The following is a 22,188-nucleotide window of genomic DNA, read 5'->3' on the forward strand; positions in this document are numbered from 1 at the left end:
GGCAGCCCGTCCTTCCACCGCCCGCTCCCTCACGCACCGTGGAAGGAGGCCTCGATGCCGGGGCCCGTCCTGCACACCGGAGCGACCGTGACCTGCCCGCACGGCGCGCCGCTGAACATCGTCGCCGCCGGCTCCCGGGTCACCGTCTCCGGCACCACCGCCGCCGTCCTCACCGACCAAGGAAACGTCACGGGTTGCCCGTTCACCGTCCCGCCCTCGAAGCCGCAGCCCTGTGTCAGCACGAAGTGGCTCGCCGGAGCGACCCGTGTGACCGCTTCCGGGCAGCCGCTGCTGATCAACCCCGCCGGGGCCGTCTGTCTGTCCGCGGACCAGATCCCGGCCGGACCGCCGGTCGTCTCGGGCACCCAGGCCCGGGTGGTCGCGACATGAGCCGGCTCGCCTTCCCGTTCACCGTGACGGGACCGGGCCGGTCCGCCGAGGTGGCCTACGGCGGTGACGAGCACGTACGGCAGATGCTCGAACTGCTCGTGCTCACCCTGCCCGGCGAGCGGGTGATGCGGCCGGAACTCGGAAGTCCCGCCCGCCAGCTGGTGTTCGGCCCGCAGGACGGTCCGGCCACGGTCGCGCTCGGCGCCGCGCTGCAGTCGGCGATCCAGCAGTGGCTCGGCGATGTGCTCACCCTGCTGGACGTCGCGGTGGAGGTCTCCGACGGGAACGGAGTGCTCGAGATCGTCGTCGCCTACGAGGTGCGCTCCAGCGGGACCACCGACGAGGTGCGGATGCGGAAGGACGTTCCGTGACCGGTGCCCGCTACCACTGCTGCGACGAACGCCGCCGGGCCGCGCTGGCCGCGTCCGGGCCGCCGGGCGTCTCCGGGATCGACTACCTGGAGGTCCACAGGGGGGCCACGGTCGCCGATCCGACCCTGATCGACATCGTGCTCGTCAAACCGCTCCCGCTGCCCGACGCCGCCCTCACCGGCGACAACATCGCCCTCACCGGGGGCGTACGGTTCCCGGCACCCGCGGTGGAACCCGTCGTCGGCGCGGCTCCGGGCGGAACGGAGGTGTCGCGGTACACGGTCACGGTGCCCGGCGGGCAGCCGACCGACTTCTCCGCGTACCGGCTCGCGATCGTCCGGGGGCCGGGATCCGACGCTCCGCCCGACTTCGTCGACCCGCGCCTGTCCGCGGTCGACTTCTCCTTCGCCGTGGACTGTGCGGCGGACGGCGACTGCGTCCCCGACTGCCGCGACCTGCCGACGGCCGCACCGCCGGACCCGCAGTTCGACTACCGGACCCGCGACTGGGAGGGCTTCCGGCGCCTGATGCTCGACCGGATCTCGGTGCTGGTCCCGGGCTTCCGCGAGGACGACCCTGTCGACCTGACCACGACGATCGTCGAGGCGCTCGCCTACCGTGCCGACCAGCAGAGCTACACCCTCGACTGGATCGGGACCGAGGCGTTCCTCGACACCGCGCGCAGCCGCGCGTCACTGACCCGCCACGCCCGTCTGCTCGACCACGCTCCCGGCGAGGGCGCCTCCGCCCGCACCTTCGTCGGCCTCTCCCTCGCCGAGGCCGGCGACGACGGCTACCGGCTGCGGGCGGGGACACCGGTCCTGCCGCGCTCGGCGGCGCCGTCCCCCGTCGTGCCGGCGTCCGACTATCCGGCGCTGCTCGCGACCCGGCCGGTGGTCTTCGAGACGCTCACCGACCTGCGGCTGTGGCAGTGGCGCACCGCCATCGCCCTGCACACCTGGGGCGACGAGCGCTGCACCCTGCCCGCGGGGGCGACGGCGGCCACGCTGGTCGACGCGAGCGAGGGGAACGGGCCGCTCGGGCCGGGCGACTTCCTCCTGCTGGAGGAGACGGCGGCCCCCGACACCGGTCGCGCCCAGGACGCCGAACCCGGGCACCGGCACATCGTCCGGCTGACCCGGGCGACACCGGCGCGGGACGTCCTCGCGCCCGTCGGCACGAAGCTGCTGGAGGTGGAGTGGGACGCAGCCGACGCGCTGCCCTTCGACCTTCCCGTCTCCGCACTGGTACCACAGCCGTCCGGCCCGGCACGGCACGTCGTCTGCGCCGCGGCGCGCGGCAACGTCGTCCTCGCCGAGCACGGCGCGACGCTGCCGCCGCCCGCCCACCTGGACCTGCCGCCGTCGGCCGCCGAGGCGCTCGCCCCGCGGCTGTCCCCGCCCGCCCCGCAGCCGGGGGTGCCCTGGCGTCCCAGGGTGACCGGCGGCATCGGTCCACCGGCACGCTGCGCGCGGCACGGCCCGGACGGCCCGGGTGCCTCGTCGGCCCTCGCCCTCACCGCCGTGGACCCGGCCCGGTGCCTTCCGCAGATCACCCTCCACGACGCGTTCGCGAGCTGGGCCGTCCGGCGCGACCTGCTGGCCGGCGGGCGGTTCTCCCGGGAGTTCGTCGTGGAGACCGGGCCGGACGGGCATCCGGTGCTGCGGTTCGGCGACGGCACGCACGGGCTGGCCCCCGCGGTGGGCGACTCCTTCGGCGTGAGCGGACGCTTCGGCACCGGCACGGGCGGCAACCTCGGAGCGGATGCGCTGGGCCATGTCGTCCTGCCCGACACCGACCGCGGTGTGCGGATCTCGTCGGTGACCAACCCGGTGGCGGCGACGGGCGGTGCGGCACCGGAGGCGGACGCGGTGGTCCGGGTCGCGACTCCGCAGGCGTTCCGCCGTCAGGAGCGCGCCGTCACGCCCGAGGACTACGCCGAGGCGGCACGCCGGTTCCCGGGGGTGGCGGGCGCCGTCGCCGTGTCGCGCTGGACCGGCGCCTGGCAGACCGTCGTCGTCCATGTCGACCGGCAGGGCGGCGCCGCCGTCGACGCGGCCTTCCGCGCCGGTCTCCTGACCCACCTGGAGTCGTTCCGGCTCGCCGGTTTCGACGTCGCCGTACGCGAGGCCCGTACCGTCCCGCTCGACGTCAGCCTGTCGGTGTGCGCCGCGCCCGGCGAACTGGCCGGAGAGGTGGGACGCCGGGTGCGTGCCGCCCTGTCGCCCCCCGGCAGCGGCGGCACCGCGGGCTTCTTCCATCCCGACCGTTTCGGCTTCGGCGCTCCTCTGTACCTGTCGGCGCTGCTCGCCGCCGTGATGGCCGTCCCCGGGGTGCAGAGCGTCAGGCCGCTGGTGTTCCAGCGCTTCGGGCGCGTGGCGATGCGCGAGCTGGAGCGCGGAGCGATCCGTCCGGCGACGACCGAGGTGCTGGAGCTGCGCGACGATCCGAGCTTCCCGGAGCGGGGACGTCTTCTGATCAGGACCGGAGGCGGGCGATGAGCTGCGCGTGTGGCTGCGGCGAGGCAGGCACGGCGGGGTGCGCGGGCGGGGCCCCGGGCGGTTCCCGCGGCCTTCCCGGCGATCCGTCCCGCTTCCGTTACGGCGCGATCCTGGAACGGCTGCTCGACCGGATCTCCCGGGCCGAGGCCCTGGGCGACCGACCGCTGGCGACGCTCGGGCGCTCGCCCGACGATCCCGCGGTCGCCCTGCTCGCGGCGGCGGCCGGAGCGCACCACGTACTGGCCTGGACCCTCCACCGGCTCGCCGTCGACTCCACGCTGCCCGGCACCGAGGACCGCGCGGCACTGGTCCGGCTGACCGCCATGCTGGGGCACGTGCCGCGGCCGGCGATCGCCGCCGACGCACTGCTGGCCTTCCAGGTCGGCACGCTTCCCGGCGCGCCGGAGGGGACCGGACTGCCGGGTGTGCCGGACGTCGTCACGATCCCGGGGGGCGTGAAGGTGGCCTCGGTGCCCGAACAGGGCGGACAGCCGGTGACCTTCGAGACGGACGGCGCGGTGGAGGCACGGGCGGTGTGGAACGTGCTGCGGCCGCTGCGGGCGCCGGTCCTGCCGGACATCTCGGCCAAGACGGCGGGTGTCGAGGTGCTGGGCGTCGAGCCGGGGGCACGGGTCGGCGACCGAGTGCTCGTGCACGCCGGGGCGGCCAAGGCTGCACAGTCGTCCTCCTGGCTTCTGGCCCGTGTCACCGCCGTCGAGGTGGCGGCCTCGGCCGAACCGGCCCACACCCGGCTCTCCCTCTCCGCCGGGCAGTTGCTCACCGTGGACGACAGCCTGACGGGGCGGTCCGGCCCGGGCACGGTGATCCTGCTGGGGAAGCGTGCTCAGGCGTTCGGCGCGACCGCTCCGGACATCACCTTCATGCCGGATGCCGTGCGCACGGCTCACGGGCAGAAGATCCCGGACAGCACCGCACTGCCGACCCAGTGGGCCGGCTTCACGATGGGCACCGTCCGCGAGAGCGAATGGGACATCCGTCTCGACGCCGTGCACCCGGAGGCCGCGCCCGGCCGGGTCGTCGTGCTGGAGACCGGGTCCGGGGAGCCCGCGGCCGGCGCCGCACGTGTCTTTGCGGCCCGGGAGACCGCGCATTCGGCGTTCGGTCTGTCCGCCCGTTGCACCCTGATGACCCTCGGGTCCTCGCTCGCCGGAGAGTTCGATCCCCTGGTCCGTGAGACGACGATCCATGTCGAGACCGCCAGGAGCGTGCTCGTCGCCCGCCCCGAGGAGCGCGTCCTGCCGGTCACCGACCCGGGGCCCGACGGCGAACCGGCCCCGCCGCAGCATCCCGGCCTCGACCGGCAGAATCTTCCCGACCGGTTCTACCTGGCCACGGAGACCGACCTGCCGCCGGGACGGCGCGTGGTCCTCACGGGGCGAACACCCGACGGCGAGCCGCTGTCCGAGGCGGCGACGGTGCTGCGGGCGGAGACCCGGGCCGACGGCGCGCAGCCGGCGACGCTCGTCGTGTTCGACCGGCCGCTGTCCGGCCGGTGGAGCGGCGCGACGCTGACCGTGCTCGCCAACGTGGTGGCGTCCTCGCACGCGCAGACGCCCGCCTCGGGCACCGAGACCCTGGGGTCCGGCGACCCGGCGACCGCCCTGCCGCGTTTCCCGCTCAGGCAGTCGCCGCTCGCCCATGTCGCCGCGGCGGGACCTCGCGGATACGCTCCGGCGATCGAGGTCCGGGTCGACGACCGTCGCTACGAGCACACCGGCTCCCTGTACGGCGAAGGGCCCGACAGCCGCCGGTTCCGTGTCGTCGAGCGGCCGGACGGCGGGTCCGAGGTGCAGTTCGCGGGCCGGTTGCCGAGCGGGACCGGGAACGTCGCCGCCCTGTACCGCACCGGCGGCGGTTCGGCGGGGAACGTTCCGGGCGACCGGCTGAACCAGATCGTCACCCCGGTGATCGGAGTCGCCTCGGTGACGAACCCGCTGGCCGCGGACGGGGGCAGTGACGCCGAGACGCTGGAGGAGATGCGCGTCGGCGCGCCGAAGGCCGTCCGGACCCTGGACCGGGCCGTGTCCCTGGCGGACTTCGAGGCGTTCGCCGAGGCGTATCGCGGAGTCGGCAGGGCCTCGGCCGTCGAACTGCGGGCGGGACTGCGGCGGATCGTGTGCCTCACGGTCGCGACCACCTCGTTCGCGCCGCCCGCGACGGGGTCCGACCTGGTCACCGGACTGCACGCGGCGCTCGTCGCGGCGGCGCCCCCGGGGACGCACGTGCGGATCGCGGGATTCGTCGACCTGCCCATGACGGTGACACTGGCTCTCGCCTCCGACCCGGGTCTGCCCAGGCAGCGGGTGGAGAGCGCCGTGCGGGCCGCGCTCGCCCGCGACTTCGGCAAGCCGGTCCGGCCCTTCGGCACCGCCGTGCACCGCTCACAGATCATCGCCACGGCGCAGAACGTCCCCGGCGTCACGGCCGTGGTGCTCTCCGGCTTCTCCGCACCGGGCGTGACGCCGGACGCCGAAGGACGGCTGCCCTGCCCCGGCCCGGCGCTGGTGACCGACCCGATCACCGGCCTGGCCCGGCTGGAGCCGGCCCGGCTCCTGTCCGTCGCCGCGCCGGACATCACGTTCACGGAGCTGATCGCATGAGTCCGACGACCACGACGGACGGCGGGGCGCATCTGCCGGAGTCCCGCATCGAGGCGGTCGCCGAGGCCCTGTACCGGCTGCTGCCCTCCCATGTGCGCCAGGCGGATCTGGCCGCCACCGGGTCCTTGCGGGCGCTGTTCGGGGTGCTGGGCCGGGCGAGCGCCGAGATCGACGCCGAGATCGAGGCGTGGTACGACGCGCTGTTCGTCGAGACGGCCGGGGAAGAGGCGCTCGACGCGATCGCCGCCCTGGTCGCCGCGCCCGCGCTGCACCCCGTCCCGGGCGGCTCCGGCATCACCCGCCGGGCCTTCGTGGCCAACACCGTCCGTTACCGGCGCGGCAAGGGGACGGCTCGTGTCGTCGAGGGGATGGCCGGGGACGTCACCGGCCTGGCCGCGGTCGCGGTCGAGTACCACCGGCGGCTGGCCTGCTTCGCCTCTCTGCTGGACGTACGTCCGGACCGCCCCGCCACCGCCGGCCTCGTCCCGGGGCGGACGGCTTCGTCGGCGGGCGGCGCCTTCGACCTGCTGCCCCGCCTCCTCGACGCCCGCAGCATCGACCGCACCCGCTCCGGGCGGCTCGCCGGGCGGCATGCTCCGACCTCGGTGGGTGTGCACCTGCTGCGGCCGCTGGTGACGTGGTTCCCCTCCCCCGCCGCGAAGGCCGGTCCGCCGGACGCCGTCCCGGCGGCGGACCTGGGGGGCGTTCCCCGGGCACGGCCGTGGGAGGTCGACGGGGCGGAGCGGCCCGGGTACTTCCAGCTGGCGCAGCAGCCGGGTGCCGTGCTGCGCCTGTTCAATCCCGACCGCCGGTCCGCCGCCGAGGGGACCCGGCTGCGGGAGGTCGACCTGCCCGACCGGCTGCGCCGTCTGCCCCTGCACGAGGAGACCACGGAGCTGCGTGCCGCCGAGCTGGAGAAGCGCCCGCTCCGGCTGCCCGACCGGCGCTGGTTCGGCGAACCGACCGGTGCGCCGTTCACCGTCTTCCTGCGGCGGGACGGCGAGAGTGCCTTCCGGCGGGTGCCCGCCGGCGAGGTCCGCATCGTGAACCTGGAGTCGCCGCCGGCCCCGTCAGGTGCCCGGCCGGCCGGCGAGGTGACGCACGTCTGGTACGAGCCGGGAGCCACGGCCGCGCAGCGCAGGACCGCAACGCATGACATCGCCTGTGTCCTCGACCCGGTGACCGGGCGGATCGTCGTGCCCGAGGCCCCTGACGGCCCCGATGTCGTGGAGGTCCGGGTGTCCTGTGCCACGGCCGCCGGACGGGCCGTCGGAGCCGGCGCCCAGGACCGCAACGCCACGGACCAGCCGTTCGACATCCGGGACACCGGCGGCCCGCGCGACCTGGTGTGGATCGTCGACCCCACCGCCGCGACCGGTGGCTCCGCGGAGACGTCCGGCCGGACGGTCCCGGCGCTCGCGACCGCGCTGGCGGAGGTCGCCGCCCTCGGTGCGGGACGGCGCAGTCTCGTGGTCCTGGCCCGCTGCGACCTGGAAGGGGCGCCCGCCGGCTCGGGGACCCTCGACGTGACCGTGCCGCCCGGGTCGGAGGTGTACCTGGTCGCCGCCCAGTGGCGGCCCCCGCGGCCGGCGCCGGGCGCGGCCCCGGACCCCGCCCTGCGCGGGTTCCTCGTCCGCCGGGAGCGGCGCTTCACGGTGGACGCGCCGACGCGGGTCCTGCGAGGGGCGGGAGACGCCACGGCGCCCGCCGGCCGCCTCGTGCTCGACGGCCTGGAACTCACCCGCGGCCTGGCGCTCCACGCGGCCTCCGTGGCCGAGCTGCATCTGCGGTACGTCACCGTGCGCGCTCCGGGCGAGGCCGCGGTGCGCACGGACGGTCCGCTGGAGGCGACCCGTGTCGAGGTCGACCACTCGGTCTGCGGCCCGCTGCGGATCGGGGACGGGAGCGTTCCCGTCGGCGGTGCCCTCGTGGTGACCGACAGCGTCGTGGCCGCCGACGGCGCGCCGGGCGACGCTCTCGCCGCGCCGGGCCTCGACACCACCCTGCGCAACGTCACGGTGCTCGGCACGTCGTCCCTGCGCTCCCTCACGGCGACGAACGCGGTGTTCGCCGGGACCGTGACGGTGACCCGCCGTCAGACCGGGTGCGTGCGGTACAGCTTCGTCCCCGCCGGGTCGGCGGCACCGCGTACGTTCCGCTGCCAGCCCGCGCTCGCCCTGGCCGCGGCCGAGGAGGCCGCCCGGCGGCCGTTGACCGCCGACGAGGCCGCCGCGGTCCGGCTCGCGAACGAGCCCGTCTTCCTGGACGTCTCCGCCGACGAACCGACGCTGGCCATGCTGCACCCCCGGTGTCCGGACAGCGTGCGCTCGGGGGGCTACGGCGACGCCGAGATGGGTGTCTTCGCCCGCGCCGCGTACGGGATCGCCGTCGCCGACGTGCGGGCTCTGTCGGACGAGTACCTGCCGGTCGCCCTGGAGGCCGGAATCATCGACGAGACGTGCTCCAGTGCCGTCGCAGCCCGGAGGAACAGACCATGACCATCCGTAACGACGCCACCCGTCTGACGATCCGGGCGCAGGACGAGCGGCAGCCGCGCTCGGTCGTCGGCCGGCAGGGGCAGGTGCTGCTGGACGCCGACCTCGACCAGCAGAGCCGTCATCTGCTCCACCGGGTCGAGACGGCGACCGACGACATGCTCGGCGCCGACGGCCGTCTCGTGGTCCCGCCGGGGTCGGACGCGTTCTCGGTGACGCCGGCGGCGACCCCGGACGCGTGCGGGCTCGGAACGGGGCACGGCTTTCTGGGCGGCCTGCTGGTGGAGAACGCGACGGACTGCCTGCTGAGCACTCAGCCGCATCCCCGCACCGACACCGTCCCGGCGGCCCCGGTGCTGATCGCCGTGAAGGCGCTGGTCCGGTACGTCGACCCGGTCGAGGAGCCTGCCTTCGCCGACCGGGCTCTCGGCGACGCCCAGGCGGCCGGGCGCGCCCTGGCCGACTGGCAGGTGTTCCCCTTCGCCCCGCCCGGCGGCTGGGGCGGCGGCTTCGGCTGTGCCACGGCGACGGCGCACCCGGACTGGGTCAAGCTGACGAAACCGTCGTCCGGCACGCTGGCCGTGGTGCCCGACACGGCACCTTCTGCGGCCGACCCCTGCACGCTGCTGCCGCAGGGCGGCTACTCCCGGCCCGAGAACCTCCTGTACCGGATCGAGGTGCACGGCGGCGTCCCGCGCCAGGACCATCCGGACGCGGACGGTCCACGGTTCGGCATGGACGGCCTCACACTGAAGCTGTCCCGGCGCAACGCCTCGGTCATGGCCGGGGTCATGAAGATCGAGGGCACCGACATCACGGTCGAGCCGGCGGCACTGGACCCGCTCAACTGGTTCGCCCCCGGCGCCTACGCCGAGTTCGTCTCACCGCACGACGACGTCGACCCACGCGACGCCGTCGTCCGGGAGCGGCTGTTCCAGGTCGCACGGGCGACGGACGTCGTCGTGACGCTGGAGTCCGCCGCGGCGGACATCGCCACCGCGGTCGGGAGCGGTCCCGAGGGCTGGTTCCTGCGGCTGTGGGACGCGTTCCCGGAAGGGCAGGGGGTCGCGACCGCCGAACCGTCCGTTGCCGACCCTCAGCGCTCCGAACTCATCGATCTCGGCGACGGTCTGGCGATCCGGCTCGGCCGGGGCGGCGACGACGTGTTCCGCCGCGGCGACCACTGGACGTTCTCCGCGCGGGCCGACGGGTCGGTCGACTGGCCGGCGGGGCTGGAGGAGCCACCGCACGGCCCGCAGATCCGGTACGCACCGCTGGCGGCGCTGACGGGCCCGTCGACCGCCGGCGACTGCCGGGTGCCCATCGCCACACTGACCGACCGCACGCTGCTGTACCGGGGCGGTGACGGCCAGGAGGTGCCGGCACCTGCAGGTGGCGGCTTCGTGGCACTGCCCGGCCGGCTGCGGGTCGCCGTGATGCGCGGGCGCACCCCGGTCGCCGGGGCCGAGGTGACCTGGAGCATGCCCGCCGGCGGCGTCCCGAGCCGGATCGACGGCTCGGCGGTGGACGGGGCGGGCTCCGTCTCGGCCCGGACCGACGCGGAGGGACTGTGCGAGGTCACATGGGCCGTCGACGCCGGACGCGCCGACGTCGGGCATCAGGTGCAGGTGGCCGTCGGTTCTGCCGCGGACACAGCCGAGGGCCCGCCGCTGGTGTTCACGGCGGGCTTCCGTACGGCCGCGGCCACGAGTTACCGGCCCGGTGACTGCACCCTGCTCCAGCAGGCCACCACGGTGCAGGAAGCGCTCGACGTGCTGTGCGCCCACGAGGGCGGGCCCGCCGAACCCCTCACGCTGCGGCTCGCCTCGATCGAGCTGCTCAACGGCCGGAACCGGCCCGTCGAGCTGGTGCGGGACGACCTCGTCCTCAACGGCATCGAAGTACCCCATGACGCCTTCGCCGAGGGGATCGACCTGACCGCGGCACTGCGCAAGGAGCCGGTCCCTCTGGAGTCGACGCCGGAGTCGTTCGACCCGGTCGTCGAGGTCGAGCTGGACCTGCCCTACCCGGGGACGGACTTCGACAAGCTGTACTGGGCGGAGGCGTCCGGCAAGGAACGCGGACGGGCGAGCATCGTCATGCCGTTCGGTTTCCACCGGGTGCGCCTCGACGGGGAGGTCACCGTCACGAGGGAGCCGCGACCCGGTCTGCGGTGGAGGCCGTCGGAGATGGCGAGCACCTTCCTCAGGACCGCGCCGCAGCACCGCTGGGGCCATCGCGTCCTGTCCGCAGCCGCGAACGGACTCGGCGAACTCGGTTGGCGTGAGGTCAAGATCACGCCGGTCCTGTGCCGCCTGCGGATCCGGTCGGCCCATGTGTGGGCCCACGACCCGGAGACCGAACGCCGGGTGTACCTGAACGCCGAGCACCTCGGGGTGAGCGCCGACCAGACCGGGCGCGAACTGCTCGTCCGGGAGCCGGACCCTCAGCGGGCGGCCGATCTGGAGCTGTTCTTCCGTCTCGATCTGCGGCCCGACCGGTGATCCGAGGGCTGCCGGCGACAGGGCGCGCCGTCAGGCGGACCCTGCACACGACCGGACTGCCGCGCCCGCATCGCCACACAGTTCTCCCGGACGGCTCTCCCGGGGCAGGGACATGGACGGACAAGAAGACGCCGACGACCGTTTCGTGAAGTGGTCCAGGGCAAGACCAGAACATGACGGCTGAACGTGCCGGCTCCCGCCGGGAACTGAACGACCTGACAGAGTCGTCCGCGACGGGCACGGCTCCCCGGACATCCGCCCGAGCCGTACGAATCACCGATGAGCTGTCAGTTTTCCCGAACTGACCTACGGCTGGAACGGATACAACGTGAGCGCGCCGATCAGATCGTCCGGCCACAGTGAACGCCGAATGGAGTTGGGGTTGAGCTGAGAGAACATCACCGCTGCCGGGTTGCTGGAGTGGTCCAGCCCGATGAGGTGTCCGATCTCGTGCAACGCCACTGACTCCACGTCGTACGCGCCGGGCTCTTCTCCTATCGCCCAGTATTGCTCACCGTTGTCGAAATGGAGCGGCTGGGGCGGCCCGAAATCCAGTATGGAACAGTCCGGTGGATTATCGGAGTGGGCCACTACGTCTCCGGTCATGTCGTGGTCGTAGGCGATGGTGGGGTGCCAACCCACAGCGATGTCCGGGTTACTGCCGGCGGAGACTTCCGTGAATGTGAGTGGCGTGGAGAGCGCCCAGGTCTCAAACGCGTTCCGAACAGCACCGAACTCTTCGTCCCCCAGAACATCCGAAGTTCCCGAGGTGAAGGAGAAGGTCAAATTCGTGCGGTCCCAGGGGCACACCGTCACGTAAGTGAGTGATGAACCCGGATCAGCCATACCGCACCGGCTTGTCGTCATCTGAGCGCGAGTCTCTTCATCGAATTCGCCGGTGACCGACAAGGCGTGCAACTTCTGGTACCGCTCCAGAGCGTCAGAGACTTCCTCCGTCAGTACACCCTGGGAGGGATGCTGAGCGCGATCAAGATAGCCGAAGCGCTGAAGGAAGGTCTCGACCTTCTTGAAGTATGGATATTTGTCGCCCTTTTTCAGGACGGGGACCGACCCGATGCCATGAAACACTTCTCCTGGATTTCCATTCATACGTCCGCCCCAGACGAGAGTGGGTGGCAAAGAAGATGCAAGTGGCCCGGCGGTGTCCAGCGTTCGAAACATCGCGATGGAATGCTGAGACTCAAGCACTTCAAGAGAGCCTTCCACCTCAAGATTACAGCGCAATCGCCGCACGAGTTAAATACCGGCGGGTGCAGCGTCTGCCGGTGGAATCCGGGCACGGCCTCGTCACCGTGGAGTGCCGTCGGCAATCATCGGCGCGACGAGGCACGGTTCAGCAGGAATGACGATCGGAAATGACGTGGTGCGGTGCCGGGTTCCGTCGCGTGGACACGGGCGGCACTGCCATGACGTGCGCAGGGAGAACAGGTCTCACACCTGCATATAAACCTGAGCATGGGTGTTTCGCTCCTGCTCTCATGCTGCACCTGCATCACAGGGACAGCAAGCGCGGACGACCGCGCCGTCGCCCGGACGTCGTACTCGGGGACCGAGGTCACGACCACGACAAGCACCGCCGGCTCGGCCGGGGCCCAGGCGTGAAGCCGGTCATCACCCGCCGCGGCACCGAGCACGGCTCCGGCCTCTGCTCATCTCCGTCCAGGCAACATCCTCGCCGGCCTCAAGCCTGCTCAGCGCATCCGCCCGGCTCTCCGGTCGACGGTGACGCTGTTCCTCTCGTCATCAGCAAGAGCAGACGAGCTCTCGGAACAATGTCGTCCACAGCTGCCCCCCTCATCGGCAAGTACCGAGAGATCCTCACCCTGGCAGGGGCACATCCTCCACCCCATTTCGTCAGAGGTCCTCGGAGAATGTCTCACGTGGCACGCTTCGCGGGCTTCTTGCAGCAGGTCAGGGCGGCGGCCACGGCAGGGCATCGGCTCTCCCGGTCGTTGCGGACCACGTACGGGATCTTGAGAGCACGAGCAGCTCATGGCAGGCTCATTCCGCATGATCGATGAATTCGCGAAAGGCCACCTGCACGGGAGACTGCGGCGGGACCGCAAAGCGCTGCTCTGGAAACTCGACGGCTTGTCCGAATACGACGTCCGCCGACCTCTGACAGCGACCGGGACCAGCCTCCTCGGTCTGGTGAAGCACGTGGCCAGTGTCGAGGCCAGGTACTTCGGCGAGGTCTTCGACCGCCCTTCCCCGGAGCCGCTGCCCCGGTGGCAGGACCACGACGGCAGCGACATGTGGGCGACGGAGGACGAGACCCGCGATCAGATCATCGGGTTCTGCCTGCGCACGTGGGAACACGCGGACGCGACGATCAACGAGCTTCCCCTCGACGCCCCCGGCCATGTGCCGTGGTGGCCGGAGCCTTCTCCCAATACGAACCTGTTCGCCGTCATGGTCCATGTCCTCGGCGAGACCAACCGGCATGCCGGGCACGCCGACATCCTGCGCGAGGGCCTCGACGGCCGGACCGGGGTGCGCCCCGAACACGAGCAGCCGATCGACGAGGAAGCCCGTGCAGCCTACTGCGCGAAGATCGAGCAGGCCGCCAGGTCGGCCGCACCGGTCAAGGCTCAGAGGTTGCCTCATGTGACTTGATGTTCGTGCGACATGGTGCCGGTCGTGGGTGCTGATCTGTCGAAGCGTCCGGTTCCTGATGAACTCAGCGAGTACCCGGAGCTCGCCCTGGGCGAACCGCTCGGAGCCGAGCGACGACTCCTCGACGCATACGGCATCACGGGGAAGCCCGAGGAACTCGATCCCGGCAGTGCCCCGGCCATCGGCTGGGCGGCGGCCTTCGGTGACTGCCGGGCGGCGACGGTCGCAGAGGAATCCAGCGTCAACCCCGCCACGGCCTCCGCCGACAAGCGCTCGAACAGCAGCACGTCGGTGGCAGTCGCTCCCGCTCTCGAGCAGGAACACCTGCTGGCGGGCTCCGAGCCGCTGGAAGCCTCGGCCAGGCCCCGCAAGGTCCTCGGACACCTTCAGGGCCTGTGAGGCAGCCTTGCTGTCCCGCTCGCGGACATGGGACCTGGCCTCGATCAGCTTGGTGAACACCGCCACCCTGGGCACGGCCTGGCCCTTGGCCCGTTCGAAAGCGCCCTGGGTCATGTCGACGGCTTCGGAGGGAAAGCCCCGCAGCAGGGACTGCACGGCCATGGGGATCATGCCGCGCCGGCACCGGTTCGTGAGGGGTTTCGTATGCCCTCGCCCCTCACCCATGCGTCCGGCACTGGGCCCAGCGACGCCGAATCCGCCTCCACAGCGTCAACCTCGACGGGCTGGACCCTGGGGGACGAGGACGGCCGCACCTGCACCTTCCACGGCCGACTCGGCGGCGCACAACCGCGGCCCTGTTCTCGCACCGCCTTCAGCAGCGTCGGAAGTGCGTCGGACACGGCGCTGCGAGCCCTTCATGCACGTAGGGCGTACCCGTACCGATTCACGCCCCGGCGCCCGTGGTGTTTCGTTCGACCGGGATCCACAGCTGGATATCGGTCTCCGCACCGGTCTCCACCGGCCGCGTCCGCATGAGCTCCGGACCCGGCCTGCTCACATAAGAGTTCGACGGGAACCACAGCGTGAAAACATCCCGCCACAGATCCTGCAGCGCGCTCGGGCAGAGACCGTGGCTGTCGAACACTGCCCAGGTCCCGGCCGGCACGTCCAGGGCATCGAATTCCCCGGCAATCGCCTCAGGACCGGTCGCCACGCCGATCCAGAAATCCGCCTCCGCGCCCTCCTCCCGGCTGTCGGTCAGATACACCGCCGCAGACAAGATCCCCTCCGGCTCCCGGCCGGACAGTTCCTTCATCCGTACGAGCGCCTGCTCGTCCAGGCTTTCCACGTGCGACACGGCGGCCGCGTTGAGCCCCTCGTGCACGAGCGGGACCCGGGCCTTCTTGCCGACGACCCGGAAGGACTCCTTCTCCACGATCCGGTACCGCATGGCAGTACTTCCTTCGACGACAACGCGGAAGGACATGCGCGGCTGTGACGTAAGCACCGCACCCGTACGTCGGGCCTCACCCGGACCGATACCGTGCACCGACCGGAATGCCCGGGCGAACGCTTCACCCGAGCCGTACCCGAACCGCACCGCGATATCGAGCAGCGTCGCCTTCCCGGCCACCACCTCGGCCCCTGCGAGCGTCATCCGCCGGCGCCGCACATACACCGGAAGCGGCATGCCGGCGAGGGCGGAGAACAGCCGCCGGAAGTGGTGCTCCGACATCGCACCGATCCGGGCCACGTCTGCCATGTCGATGTCCCGGTCGAGGCATTCCTCCAGGTGGTCCAGCGCCTGATTCAGCCGCTCCAGCACGCGTGTCCGTCCTTCCTTCCTGTGTTGCTCCTGCGGGCCCCACCCCGGCTGTCATCGACGCTGTGGTGTCGGGCGCCCGCCGAACTGTCGTGACGCACATGTGCGACAGGTGATCCGGGGCGTTCCACGGCGTACCAGCCATCGATACGGCCGGTCGCCGTACGGGCCGACCACGGCCCTCGGGCCGCCGCGCCGGCGTGAGAAGAGAATTCATCCGATCGTGCCCAGCCCGACAGAACCGGTACGGGAATTGTCGGGCGGGAGATCCGGCGCCGTCTGAGTCTTATGTCCATGACCGATGTTAAGGGACTTTGCGAGCCGCGGTTCGTCGCCGTCGGCGAGGCCCTCGCGGCTTCGCTCGGCAAGGATGACGTAGGTGCCTCGGTCGCCGTCTACCTCGAGGGCGAACCAGTGGTCGACATCTGGGGTGGGTACGCCGACGCGGGTGGCTCTGTCAGCTGGGAGCGAGACACCCTCGCCTGTGTGAACTCGACGACCAAGAACATGACGGCCCTCTGCGCGCTGATCCTGGCCGACCGGGGCCGGCTCGATCTGTCCGCACCGGTCGCCGCCTACTGGCCGGAGTTCGCCGCGGCCGGCAAGGAGAGCGTGCTGGTGCGGCACGTGCTGTCCCACACCGCAGGGCTGCCGGACCTGGCCGGGCCGGCAACGGTCGAGGATCTGTACGACTGGGAAAATGTGACGGCCGGGCTGGCGGCGCAGGCTCCTGAGTGGGAACCCGGGACGGCCGCCGGCTATCACGCGCTCACCTTCGGGTTCCTCATCGGTGAGATCGTCCGCCGCATCACCGGCCGCAGTCTCGGCGAGTTCTTCGCCGAGGAGGTGGCCGAGCCGCTGGGCGCGGACTTCCACATCGGACTGTCCGCCGAACACGACCACCGCGTCGCTCCGCTCATCGCGCCGCCGTCGCTCACCGACGAGTACACCGCCAGCGCGCCGCCCGGCCCCGACGGCGCAACTCGGGCGATCACAGGTGCCGCGATCCGGGTCAAGGACGCCAACTCGGTGGCCTGGCGCCGTGCACAGATCCCTGCTGTGAACGGCTTCGGCAACGCTCGCTCTGTCGCCCTCGTCCAGTCGGTACTTGCAAATCAGGGAACGATCGGCGGCGTGCGGCTGCTGTCCCCTCAGGGATGCGAGCCCGCGTGGCAGGAGGTGTTCTGCGGCCAGGACCGCATCCTGGGGGCGCCGATGTGCTGGACGGCGGGCTTCGGCAAGTTCGGCAACACCTTCGGCTGGGGCGGCTGGGGCGGGTCACTGGTCGCGAGCGATCCCGACTCACGCATGACCGTGGCCTATGTCATGAATCAGATGGTCGACCGGAACCAGCAGGAGGACCACCGCGGCATGGAGATCATCATGGCCGCTTACAGCGGGCTGCGCTGACAGGCAACAGGGCTGTCCGGGCCTGCGCAAGCTGTTTAGGGAACACTGGGCTCACGTGGCATGAGTCAGAGTGGTTCGCAAGCGGCAGCCTTCTTCCGGGAGACCCGCCGGAGCGGGGTGGTCTGGTTCGCCAGGGATGACAAGGGAAGCCCGGCCCCCCCTCTCCGCGGACGGCACACGAAGTCTTCCCCACTGGTCGACCGCGGCCCGCGCGCAGAGGGCGGCGAGGATCTGGGGGCACGGGCTCCGTGTTGAATCCATGCCTCTGGACGCCTGGCGGGATCGCGATCTGCCCGATGCCGCCCGAGAGGGATACACGATCGGCATCAACTGGAGCGGACCGCGGCTCGTCGGCTGGAGCTTCACCCCGGTGGAAGTCCTCGATCGACTCGCAGCGCCTGAATGGCCCACGGCGCCACTCACACAGAGCGCGGTCGCAGCCGAGGAGCGGGTGACCGGACAGCGGCTTTCACATTCACGCCGCTGTTCCGGCTTCCTCGGCCTCATCGAGTGCCAGGCAGAGGGAGGTGACAGCCGAGGACTTGCCCGTGTTCTCGTCGGTCCTGACGCGAGCTGCTTCGCGATCTCGCGGATGAGGGTGCAGGCGAGCGCCTCAGTGTGACCTACGTGCCGCGGGCTACGACATGAACTCCCTCTACCGCAGCCACCGCCTCCTGCTCGTGCCGTCCACGGTGCAGGACGCCTTCCTCCGCGTGATCGTCGAAGCCGCGCTGCACGGGACCCCGGGCATCGGCACCGACCGGGGCGGCATCCCCGAAGCCGAGGTATCGAGCCGCAAGAGATGAGTACAGCTACTCAGGCTCCGAGCACCTCGGCAACCGACGATGAAGACCGACTCGTCGAGACCGGGAGACCGAACATGCTCAGCCGCCTCGCCGACATGCTGGTCCCTGCCGTGGGCCGTCTGTCGGTGACCACCCACTCGGGCGCCGTGCTCGCGCCGGGCAGCATCATCGCCGCGAACCACACCTCGCTCGCGGATCCCGCCGTCGTCCTCGCCGCCCTGCGGCGGCTCGGCGTCGAACCGGTCGTCATGGCGGCCGCCGGGCTGTGGCGCGTCCCGCTCCTGAGCCGCGCGCTCGTCCACGGACGACACATCCCCGTCCACCGCGGCGACCGACGCGCGGCAGACGCCCTGGACCAAGCGATCCAGGCTCTGGAGCGCGGACACCTCGTCCTGATCTACCCGGAAGGCTGCCTCCCGCATCGGACGGACGCCGCCGAGGCAGCACCCCAGAACTTCCGCAGCGGCCTGTCCCGGCTCGTTCAACGCACCGGGGCCCCGGTGGTGCCCGTGGGCCAGGCCGGCGCCCGCCGAATCACCTCGGGAAACCCGGCCAAACAGCTCACGGGCCTGCTCACGGCACCCTTGCGCCGGCCGCGACTGCACGTGCACGTAGGTGAGCCCCTGCACATGACACCAGACGACGCGGCCCGGACGGAACAGGCCCACACCGCAGTGACGGCTGCATGGCGCACGGCCGCCGCACAGCTCGGAGAGACCACCGCTCTCGCCTCCTGACCAGGGTGTCAAGCCACGGCTGTGACCGGGAGTGCACGTCGGAAGCACCGGACCGCCGACGCCCCGGGGGAGGCAGACCCCGGACGCATGTCTGTGGAGGGGAACGGGGCGAGCGCCCGTGCCCTGAGGAAGCGTCAAGAACACGTCGTGCCGCGCTCAGGGGTCCTACCGTTGAGGAGGTACGCATCGACGGCCCTGGTCGCACAGAGGCTGTAGGGGTACGACCCATGGCCCTCGGCCCGCACCGTCAGCAGGACGCCGACCCCCTCGCCCAGCTCGTCCGCCATACGCTTGGCACCCTCGTACGGTGTCGTCGGGTCGCCGGTATTGGCGACGACGAGGATCGGGGAAGCGCCTTCCGCGCTGACGTCGGGGGCGGCACTCTCGCCCTTGAACGGCCATTCGTAGCAGAGGTAGACGCCGACGGCCCAGGTTTCGCCGAAGACGGGGGAAGCCGCCCTGATCCGCTTCATCATCTCCTCGGACTCGGTGAAGCCGGGGCGCAGGTTGGAGTCGGCGCAGGTGATCGCGACAAAAGCGGACGTGCCGTTGCCGCCCGAGGTCTTGCTGCGGGGGCTGACGCCGACTTCGCTGCCGGCCCGGGCGCCTCGGCTCCGGGTGTCCGGGCCGTGGTCGTACGCCTCCTCCAGCAACGCGCTGCCGTTGCCCCGCTCCATGACCTCGCGCAGCGCCTTCGCCAGCGGCTTCCAGCCTTCTTCGCCGCTGTCCAGGTGGTTGGCGATGGCGTGGGCGGCAAGGCTGCCGGTCAGTTCCCCGCCGTCGTCGGTGGGCGCGGGCTTTTCCTCCAGCCTGTTCAGCAGCGCGACGACGCGTCGGCCGGCCTGCTTCGGGTCGCTGCCGGTGGGGCAGTCGTCGTAGGCGTCCGCGCAGTGCGCGGTGAAGCGGTCGAAGGCGAGCTGAACGGCCTTGACCTGGCTGATCTGGTCCTGCAGGCGGTCCAGTGTCGGGTCGATCGGGGCTTCGAGCACGACTCGGCCCACGTTCTTCGGGAACAGGTGGGCGTAGACGCCGCCCAGCCCGGTGCCGTAGGAGACGCCGAGATAGTGCAGCTTCTCGTCACCGAGGAGATAGCGCATCAGGTCCATGTCACGCGCGGTCTGCGTCGTGCCGACGTAGGGCAGGATCCCGCCGGAATGCTTCTTGCAGGCGTCGCCGCCCTCGTACTCCTTCTCGCCGCAGTTCACGGGTGCCGTCCCGCCGACGCCGCGAGGATCGAAGCTGACCAGGTCGTAGCGCTCGCCCAGCCTGGCGTAGTCGTCGGCGTACTCGGGCAGCCCCACCACGCCCGACTGGCCGGGGCCGCCGAAGTTGAAAAGGAGGGATCCGATCCGCTCGTCCTCCGGTCCGGTGGCTCTTTTCCGGATCATTGCGACGTCGATCATGCCGCGGCCGGGCCGCTCGTGGTCCAGCGGCGCCTTCATCGTGGCGCACTCCCAGCCGTCGCCCGGGGCATCACCGTCCCCCTGCGCCCCGGACGGTGCCGGGCAGGCCGACCAGGCGAGCCGTTGGCCGACGGTGAAGGCCCCGGGCAGTCCCGCAGGCGGGTTCGTCGCCTTGCGCTCGACCCGGCGCCTCGCCTCGCCGCCCTCGGTCGACGCAGACGGGCCCGGGCCCGAGCCTCCGACGACATCGCATCCGACCCCTACGCCCACCTCGACCACGACGGCAAGGGCAAGCAGGCCCGCGGCGGCGCGGCGCCCCGGAGCAGCGGACACCACAGCAGGCCGCGAGCTGCCGCCGGCCCTGTCCGCCCTCATGCGCAACCCCCGGGCCAAGCGCCCCCACACCCGTATCCATGTACGCATCCGCAAGTCCCCCCGCCCCCGACACGCCGGAACGCCGCGCCGCTCGCACTTCGACGGCACGAACCCTATTGATCATCGATCTCCGATGGCAATCGATCAAACTCCCCCGGCAGCGGACACAGCGGACAAAGACAGCTCGCTCACCCCTGCAGCCTGCACGCCGACGCCGGCCACCGGGCCGACACCACCGCCCGAACGCGCCTGATCCTCACCCTTCGAACCCCGGCCGGGCGCATCCGGCGCCCCGCCCTGGTCCTGAAAGGCCGCCCTGACCGGCAGCGAGCGCGCGATCCCGCCGGGCCCCGGCATCCCCTCCGACGCCGCCGCAGTACTGCTGCTCTCCCCCGCGGCCGGCCCCGGCCACGCGGGGCGGGGCCGGCCCTCGGCAAGAGCTGTCCCCCGAGCAGAGCACGGACCCGGCCTCGGCACGGCAGAGGTGAACACCAGGACACACCGACGTCCCCGAGATCTCACCGCATACCGTGCACGGGCTCGTCAGTTCTCCTGCCGGACCGGCATCAGGAGCGAGAAGGTGTCCTCGTCGTCGGGCCGGCGGATCGCGAGTGGCGCCGTGGGGGCGCCCAGTTCCAGGACCAGTTCGTCCCGGGCTCCGGCGGCGAGCGCGTGCAGCAGGAACTCGCGGTTGACGGCCACGTTGTCCTGGCCGTCGTCACCGTCGTCGCACACGATCACGGACCCGTCCTCCGCCACCCGGAGCACGCTGAGGTCGTAGGACCCGCTGTCCTGCTCGCGTGTCTCGCCCGCGCGGACCGGGCCGGTCTCCAGGGCGTGGCGGAAGGCCGCCGTGCCGACCCGGGCCCGGCGGCCGGCCGGGAGGTCGACGAGGCGCCGGTAGTCGGGGAACTCGTGGCCGAGGCTCCGGCCGGACGTCTGCCCGTCGCCGGTCTCCAGCGTGACGCGGTCACCGTCCACCGCGAGCCGGACGGGGTCCTCACCGGTCAGCAGCGCCCGGATCGCGTCGGCGAGCGGAAGAGGCACCACCACCTGGGTCCTGGGCCCGCCGTGCCCGGTCGCGGATACCTGTGCGACAGCCATCCGGTAACGGTCGGTGGCCACCAGACGGAGTCCCTCGCCTTCGATGTCGAACAGGATTCCGCCGAGCATCGGCAGCTCCGGGTCGGTACCGGCGGCGAACCGGACCGCGTCCAGCGCGGCGGCCAGTTCCGGCGCGGGGACGGACAACCGGGCGGTGGCGGTGTGGAGCGAGGTCATGGGGTCTGTCTCCCTGCGGTCGAGTAGGGCTCGGAGCGTGGAGAACTCGCTGCGGGCCTCGGACAGCCCCAGCTCGAGACGGCGCAGGTGCGCCTGGAGGAGACCGCGCACCAGGTCCGTGTCCGTGCCGGCCCAGCCGGCCAGCACGAGCCGGATGTCGGCCAACGGCATGCCCGCCCGGCGAAGCCGGGCCAGCAGCCGGACCTCCTCCAGCTGCCCGGGCTCGTACCAGCGGTACCCGCTGACCGGGTCCACCCGGGCAGGGACCAGCACACCGGCACGGTCGTAGAACCGCAGCGCGCTCACGCTCAGTCCGCCGTCCCGCGCCATCTCCCCGATACTGCGCATCTCGTTCTCCACACCCGGAACTCTGAGCCCTCGACAAGGTCGAGGGTCAACCCCGGCCACGGTCACGATCCTCCTGCGACCGCCCCCTGAGCAGTTCTGGGAGGCCGTCGGCAGCCGCGCGAGCGGCGCCTGCGCAGAGAAGTCCCGGCACGCATTCAGTCCCTCCGGGCCAGGTCCGTTGCCGCCACTCCGGCGAACCAGTCCAGCACCTCGCAGATCTCGCCACCGTGCTCCGCGAAGACCCTGATCGGGAAGGACGGGCGCAGCTCCAGCTTCGCCTCGGGCAGGTCGATGCCGTCGATCTTGTTCAGGCGGTTCAGGAGCTCCCGGCGCTGTTCCGTGTCGTCGAAGGGGCTGCGGGTCTTCAGGTACTGGAAGACCACCTCGACCGTCCCGCTGACGGGATAGATCCCGACCGGCCACAACAGCTGCGGCCTGCGGCCGGGCCCGAGGTCCAGCACGGGGAAGCAGCTCGTCTCCTCGTGACGGCCGTAGGTCACACGGCCGCCCCGGCGGCGCCAGAAGTCGAGGGCCGCCGCCGATGACAACGGGATGACACGGCGTTGACGCCGTGTCTGTACCGTCG

The 22,188-nt window shown here is 71.8% G+C and carries 17 protein-coding genes; 12 read left to right on the forward strand and 5 right to left on the reverse strand.

Annotated elements, in window-relative coordinates; genetic code table 11:
- The first annotated feature begins 54 nt into the window (after positions 1 to 54).
- Genes ACIQGV_RS18785 through ACIQGV_RS18810 form a run of 6 tightly spaced genes read left to right on the forward strand, consistent with a single transcriptional unit; the run spans position 55 to position 10,882 of the window.
- A complete protein-coding gene (locus ACIQGV_RS18785) occupies positions 55 to 390 on the forward strand; it encodes a hypothetical protein (protein WP_402496136.1) in 336 nt (111 codons plus the stop codon).
- Positions 387 to 761, forward strand: a complete 375-nt coding sequence (locus ACIQGV_RS18790) for a GPW/gp25 family protein (RefSeq protein ID WP_402496138.1) — start codon at positions 387 to 389, stop codon at positions 759 to 761. The genes ACIQGV_RS18785 and ACIQGV_RS18790 overlap by 4 nt, the downstream gene beginning before the upstream one ends.
- Positions 758 to 3,262: a baseplate J/gp47 family protein gene (locus tag ACIQGV_RS18795; protein WP_402496140.1), complete on the forward strand. Its 2,505-nt coding sequence runs from the start codon at positions 758 to 760 to the stop codon at positions 3,260 to 3,262. Before ACIQGV_RS18790 ends, ACIQGV_RS18795 begins: the two co-directional genes overlap by 4 nt.
- The gene (locus ACIQGV_RS18800) at positions 3,259 to 5,883 is read left to right on the forward strand and encodes a baseplate J/gp47 family protein (protein ID WP_402496142.1); all 2,625 of its coding nucleotides are present in this window, start codon (positions 3,259 to 3,261) and stop codon (positions 5,881 to 5,883) included. The genes ACIQGV_RS18795 and ACIQGV_RS18800 overlap by 4 nt, the downstream gene beginning before the upstream one ends.
- Positions 5,880 to 8,381 (forward strand): hypothetical protein, encoded by a 2,502-nt coding sequence (locus ACIQGV_RS18805; RefSeq protein WP_402496143.1) that lies wholly within the window; start codon positions 5,880 to 5,882, stop codon positions 8,379 to 8,381. The genes ACIQGV_RS18800 and ACIQGV_RS18805 overlap by 4 nt, the downstream gene beginning before the upstream one ends.
- Entirely contained in the window at positions 8,378 to 10,882 is a 2,505-nt protein-coding gene (locus ACIQGV_RS18810) for a DUF6519 domain-containing protein (RefSeq protein WP_402496144.1), read from the forward strand. Before ACIQGV_RS18805 ends, ACIQGV_RS18810 begins: the two co-directional genes overlap by 4 nt.
- A gap of 306 nt (positions 10,883 to 11,188) precedes the next feature.
- Here ACIQGV_RS18810 and ACIQGV_RS18815 read toward each other — a convergent pair whose 3' ends face one another.
- Positions 11,189 to 12,109, reverse strand: a complete 921-nt coding sequence (locus ACIQGV_RS18815) for a matrixin family metalloprotease (protein WP_402496145.1) — start codon at positions 12,107 to 12,109, stop codon at positions 11,189 to 11,191.
- Between the two features lie 804 nt (positions 12,110 to 12,913).
- Here ACIQGV_RS18815 and ACIQGV_RS18820 point away from each other — a divergent pair.
- Both ACIQGV_RS18820 and ACIQGV_RS18825 read left to right on the forward strand, forming a co-directional pair.
- The gene (locus tag ACIQGV_RS18820) at positions 12,914 to 13,519 is read left to right on the forward strand and encodes a DinB family protein (protein WP_402496146.1); all 606 of its coding nucleotides are present in this window, start codon (positions 12,914 to 12,916) and stop codon (positions 13,517 to 13,519) included.
- A gap of 24 nt (positions 13,520 to 13,543) precedes the next feature.
- The gene (locus tag ACIQGV_RS18825; protein WP_402496147.1) at positions 13,544 to 13,918 is read left to right on the forward strand and encodes a hypothetical protein; all 375 of its coding nucleotides are present in this window, start codon (positions 13,544 to 13,546) and stop codon (positions 13,916 to 13,918) included.
- A gap of 445 nt (positions 13,919 to 14,363) precedes the next feature.
- Here ACIQGV_RS18825 and ACIQGV_RS18830 read toward each other — a convergent pair whose 3' ends face one another.
- Positions 14,364 to 15,245, reverse strand: a complete 882-nt coding sequence (locus tag ACIQGV_RS18830) for a GyrI-like domain-containing protein (RefSeq protein ID WP_402496148.1) — start codon at positions 15,243 to 15,245, stop codon at positions 14,364 to 14,366.
- 291 nt (positions 15,246 to 15,536) lie between these two features.
- On the opposite strand from ACIQGV_RS18830, the gene ACIQGV_RS18835 reads away from it, so the two are divergent.
- From ACIQGV_RS18835 to ACIQGV_RS18850, 4 genes are all read left to right on the forward strand, one after another.
- On the forward strand, positions 15,537 to 16,652 hold the full coding sequence (locus ACIQGV_RS18835; protein WP_402496149.1) for a serine hydrolase domain-containing protein: 1,116 nt from the start codon (positions 15,537 to 15,539) through the stop codon (positions 16,650 to 16,652).
- Between the two features lie 136 nt (positions 16,653 to 16,788).
- Positions 16,789 to 17,274 carry a DUF2750 domain-containing protein gene (locus ACIQGV_RS18840; protein WP_402496150.1) on the forward strand — a complete coding sequence of 162 codons (486 nt, stop codon included), beginning with the start codon at positions 16,789 to 16,791 and terminating at the stop codon, positions 17,272 to 17,274.
- A gap of 22 nt (positions 17,275 to 17,296) precedes the next feature.
- Positions 17,297 to 17,458, forward strand: a complete 162-nt coding sequence (locus ACIQGV_RS18845) for a hypothetical protein (protein ID WP_402496151.1) — start codon at positions 17,297 to 17,299, stop codon at positions 17,456 to 17,458.
- A gap of 74 nt (positions 17,459 to 17,532) precedes the next feature.
- Positions 17,533 to 18,195, forward strand: a complete 663-nt coding sequence (locus tag ACIQGV_RS18850; protein WP_402496152.1) for a lysophospholipid acyltransferase family protein — start codon at positions 17,533 to 17,535, stop codon at positions 18,193 to 18,195.
- A 134-nt stretch (positions 18,196 to 18,329) separates the two neighbouring features.
- Here ACIQGV_RS18850 and ACIQGV_RS18855 read toward each other — a convergent pair whose 3' ends face one another.
- The 3 genes from ACIQGV_RS18855 to ACIQGV_RS18865 all read right to left on the reverse strand — a co-directional run bounded on the left by ACIQGV_RS18855 (position 18,330) and on the right by ACIQGV_RS18865 (position 22,150).
- Positions 18,330 to 19,979, reverse strand: a complete 1,650-nt coding sequence (locus ACIQGV_RS18855) for an alpha/beta hydrolase (RefSeq protein ID WP_402496385.1) — start codon at positions 19,977 to 19,979, stop codon at positions 18,330 to 18,332.
- 537 nt (positions 19,980 to 20,516) lie between these two features.
- On the reverse strand, positions 20,517 to 21,602 hold the full coding sequence (locus tag ACIQGV_RS18860) for a MerR family transcriptional regulator (protein ID WP_402496153.1): 1,086 nt from the start codon (positions 21,600 to 21,602) through the stop codon (positions 20,517 to 20,519).
- 155 nt (positions 21,603 to 21,757) lie between these two features.
- Complete coding sequence (locus tag ACIQGV_RS18865; RefSeq protein ID WP_402496154.1) at positions 21,758 to 22,150, reverse strand: hypothetical protein; 393 nt, start codon at positions 22,148 to 22,150, stop codon at positions 21,758 to 21,760.
- Between the last annotated feature and the right edge of the window lie 38 nt (positions 22,151 to 22,188).

The sequence above is a fragment of the Streptomyces sp. NPDC093094 genome (assembly GCF_044754345.1).
In the GTDB taxonomy this organism is placed as follows: Bacteria; Actinomycetota; Actinomycetes; order Streptomycetales; family Streptomycetaceae; genus Streptomyces.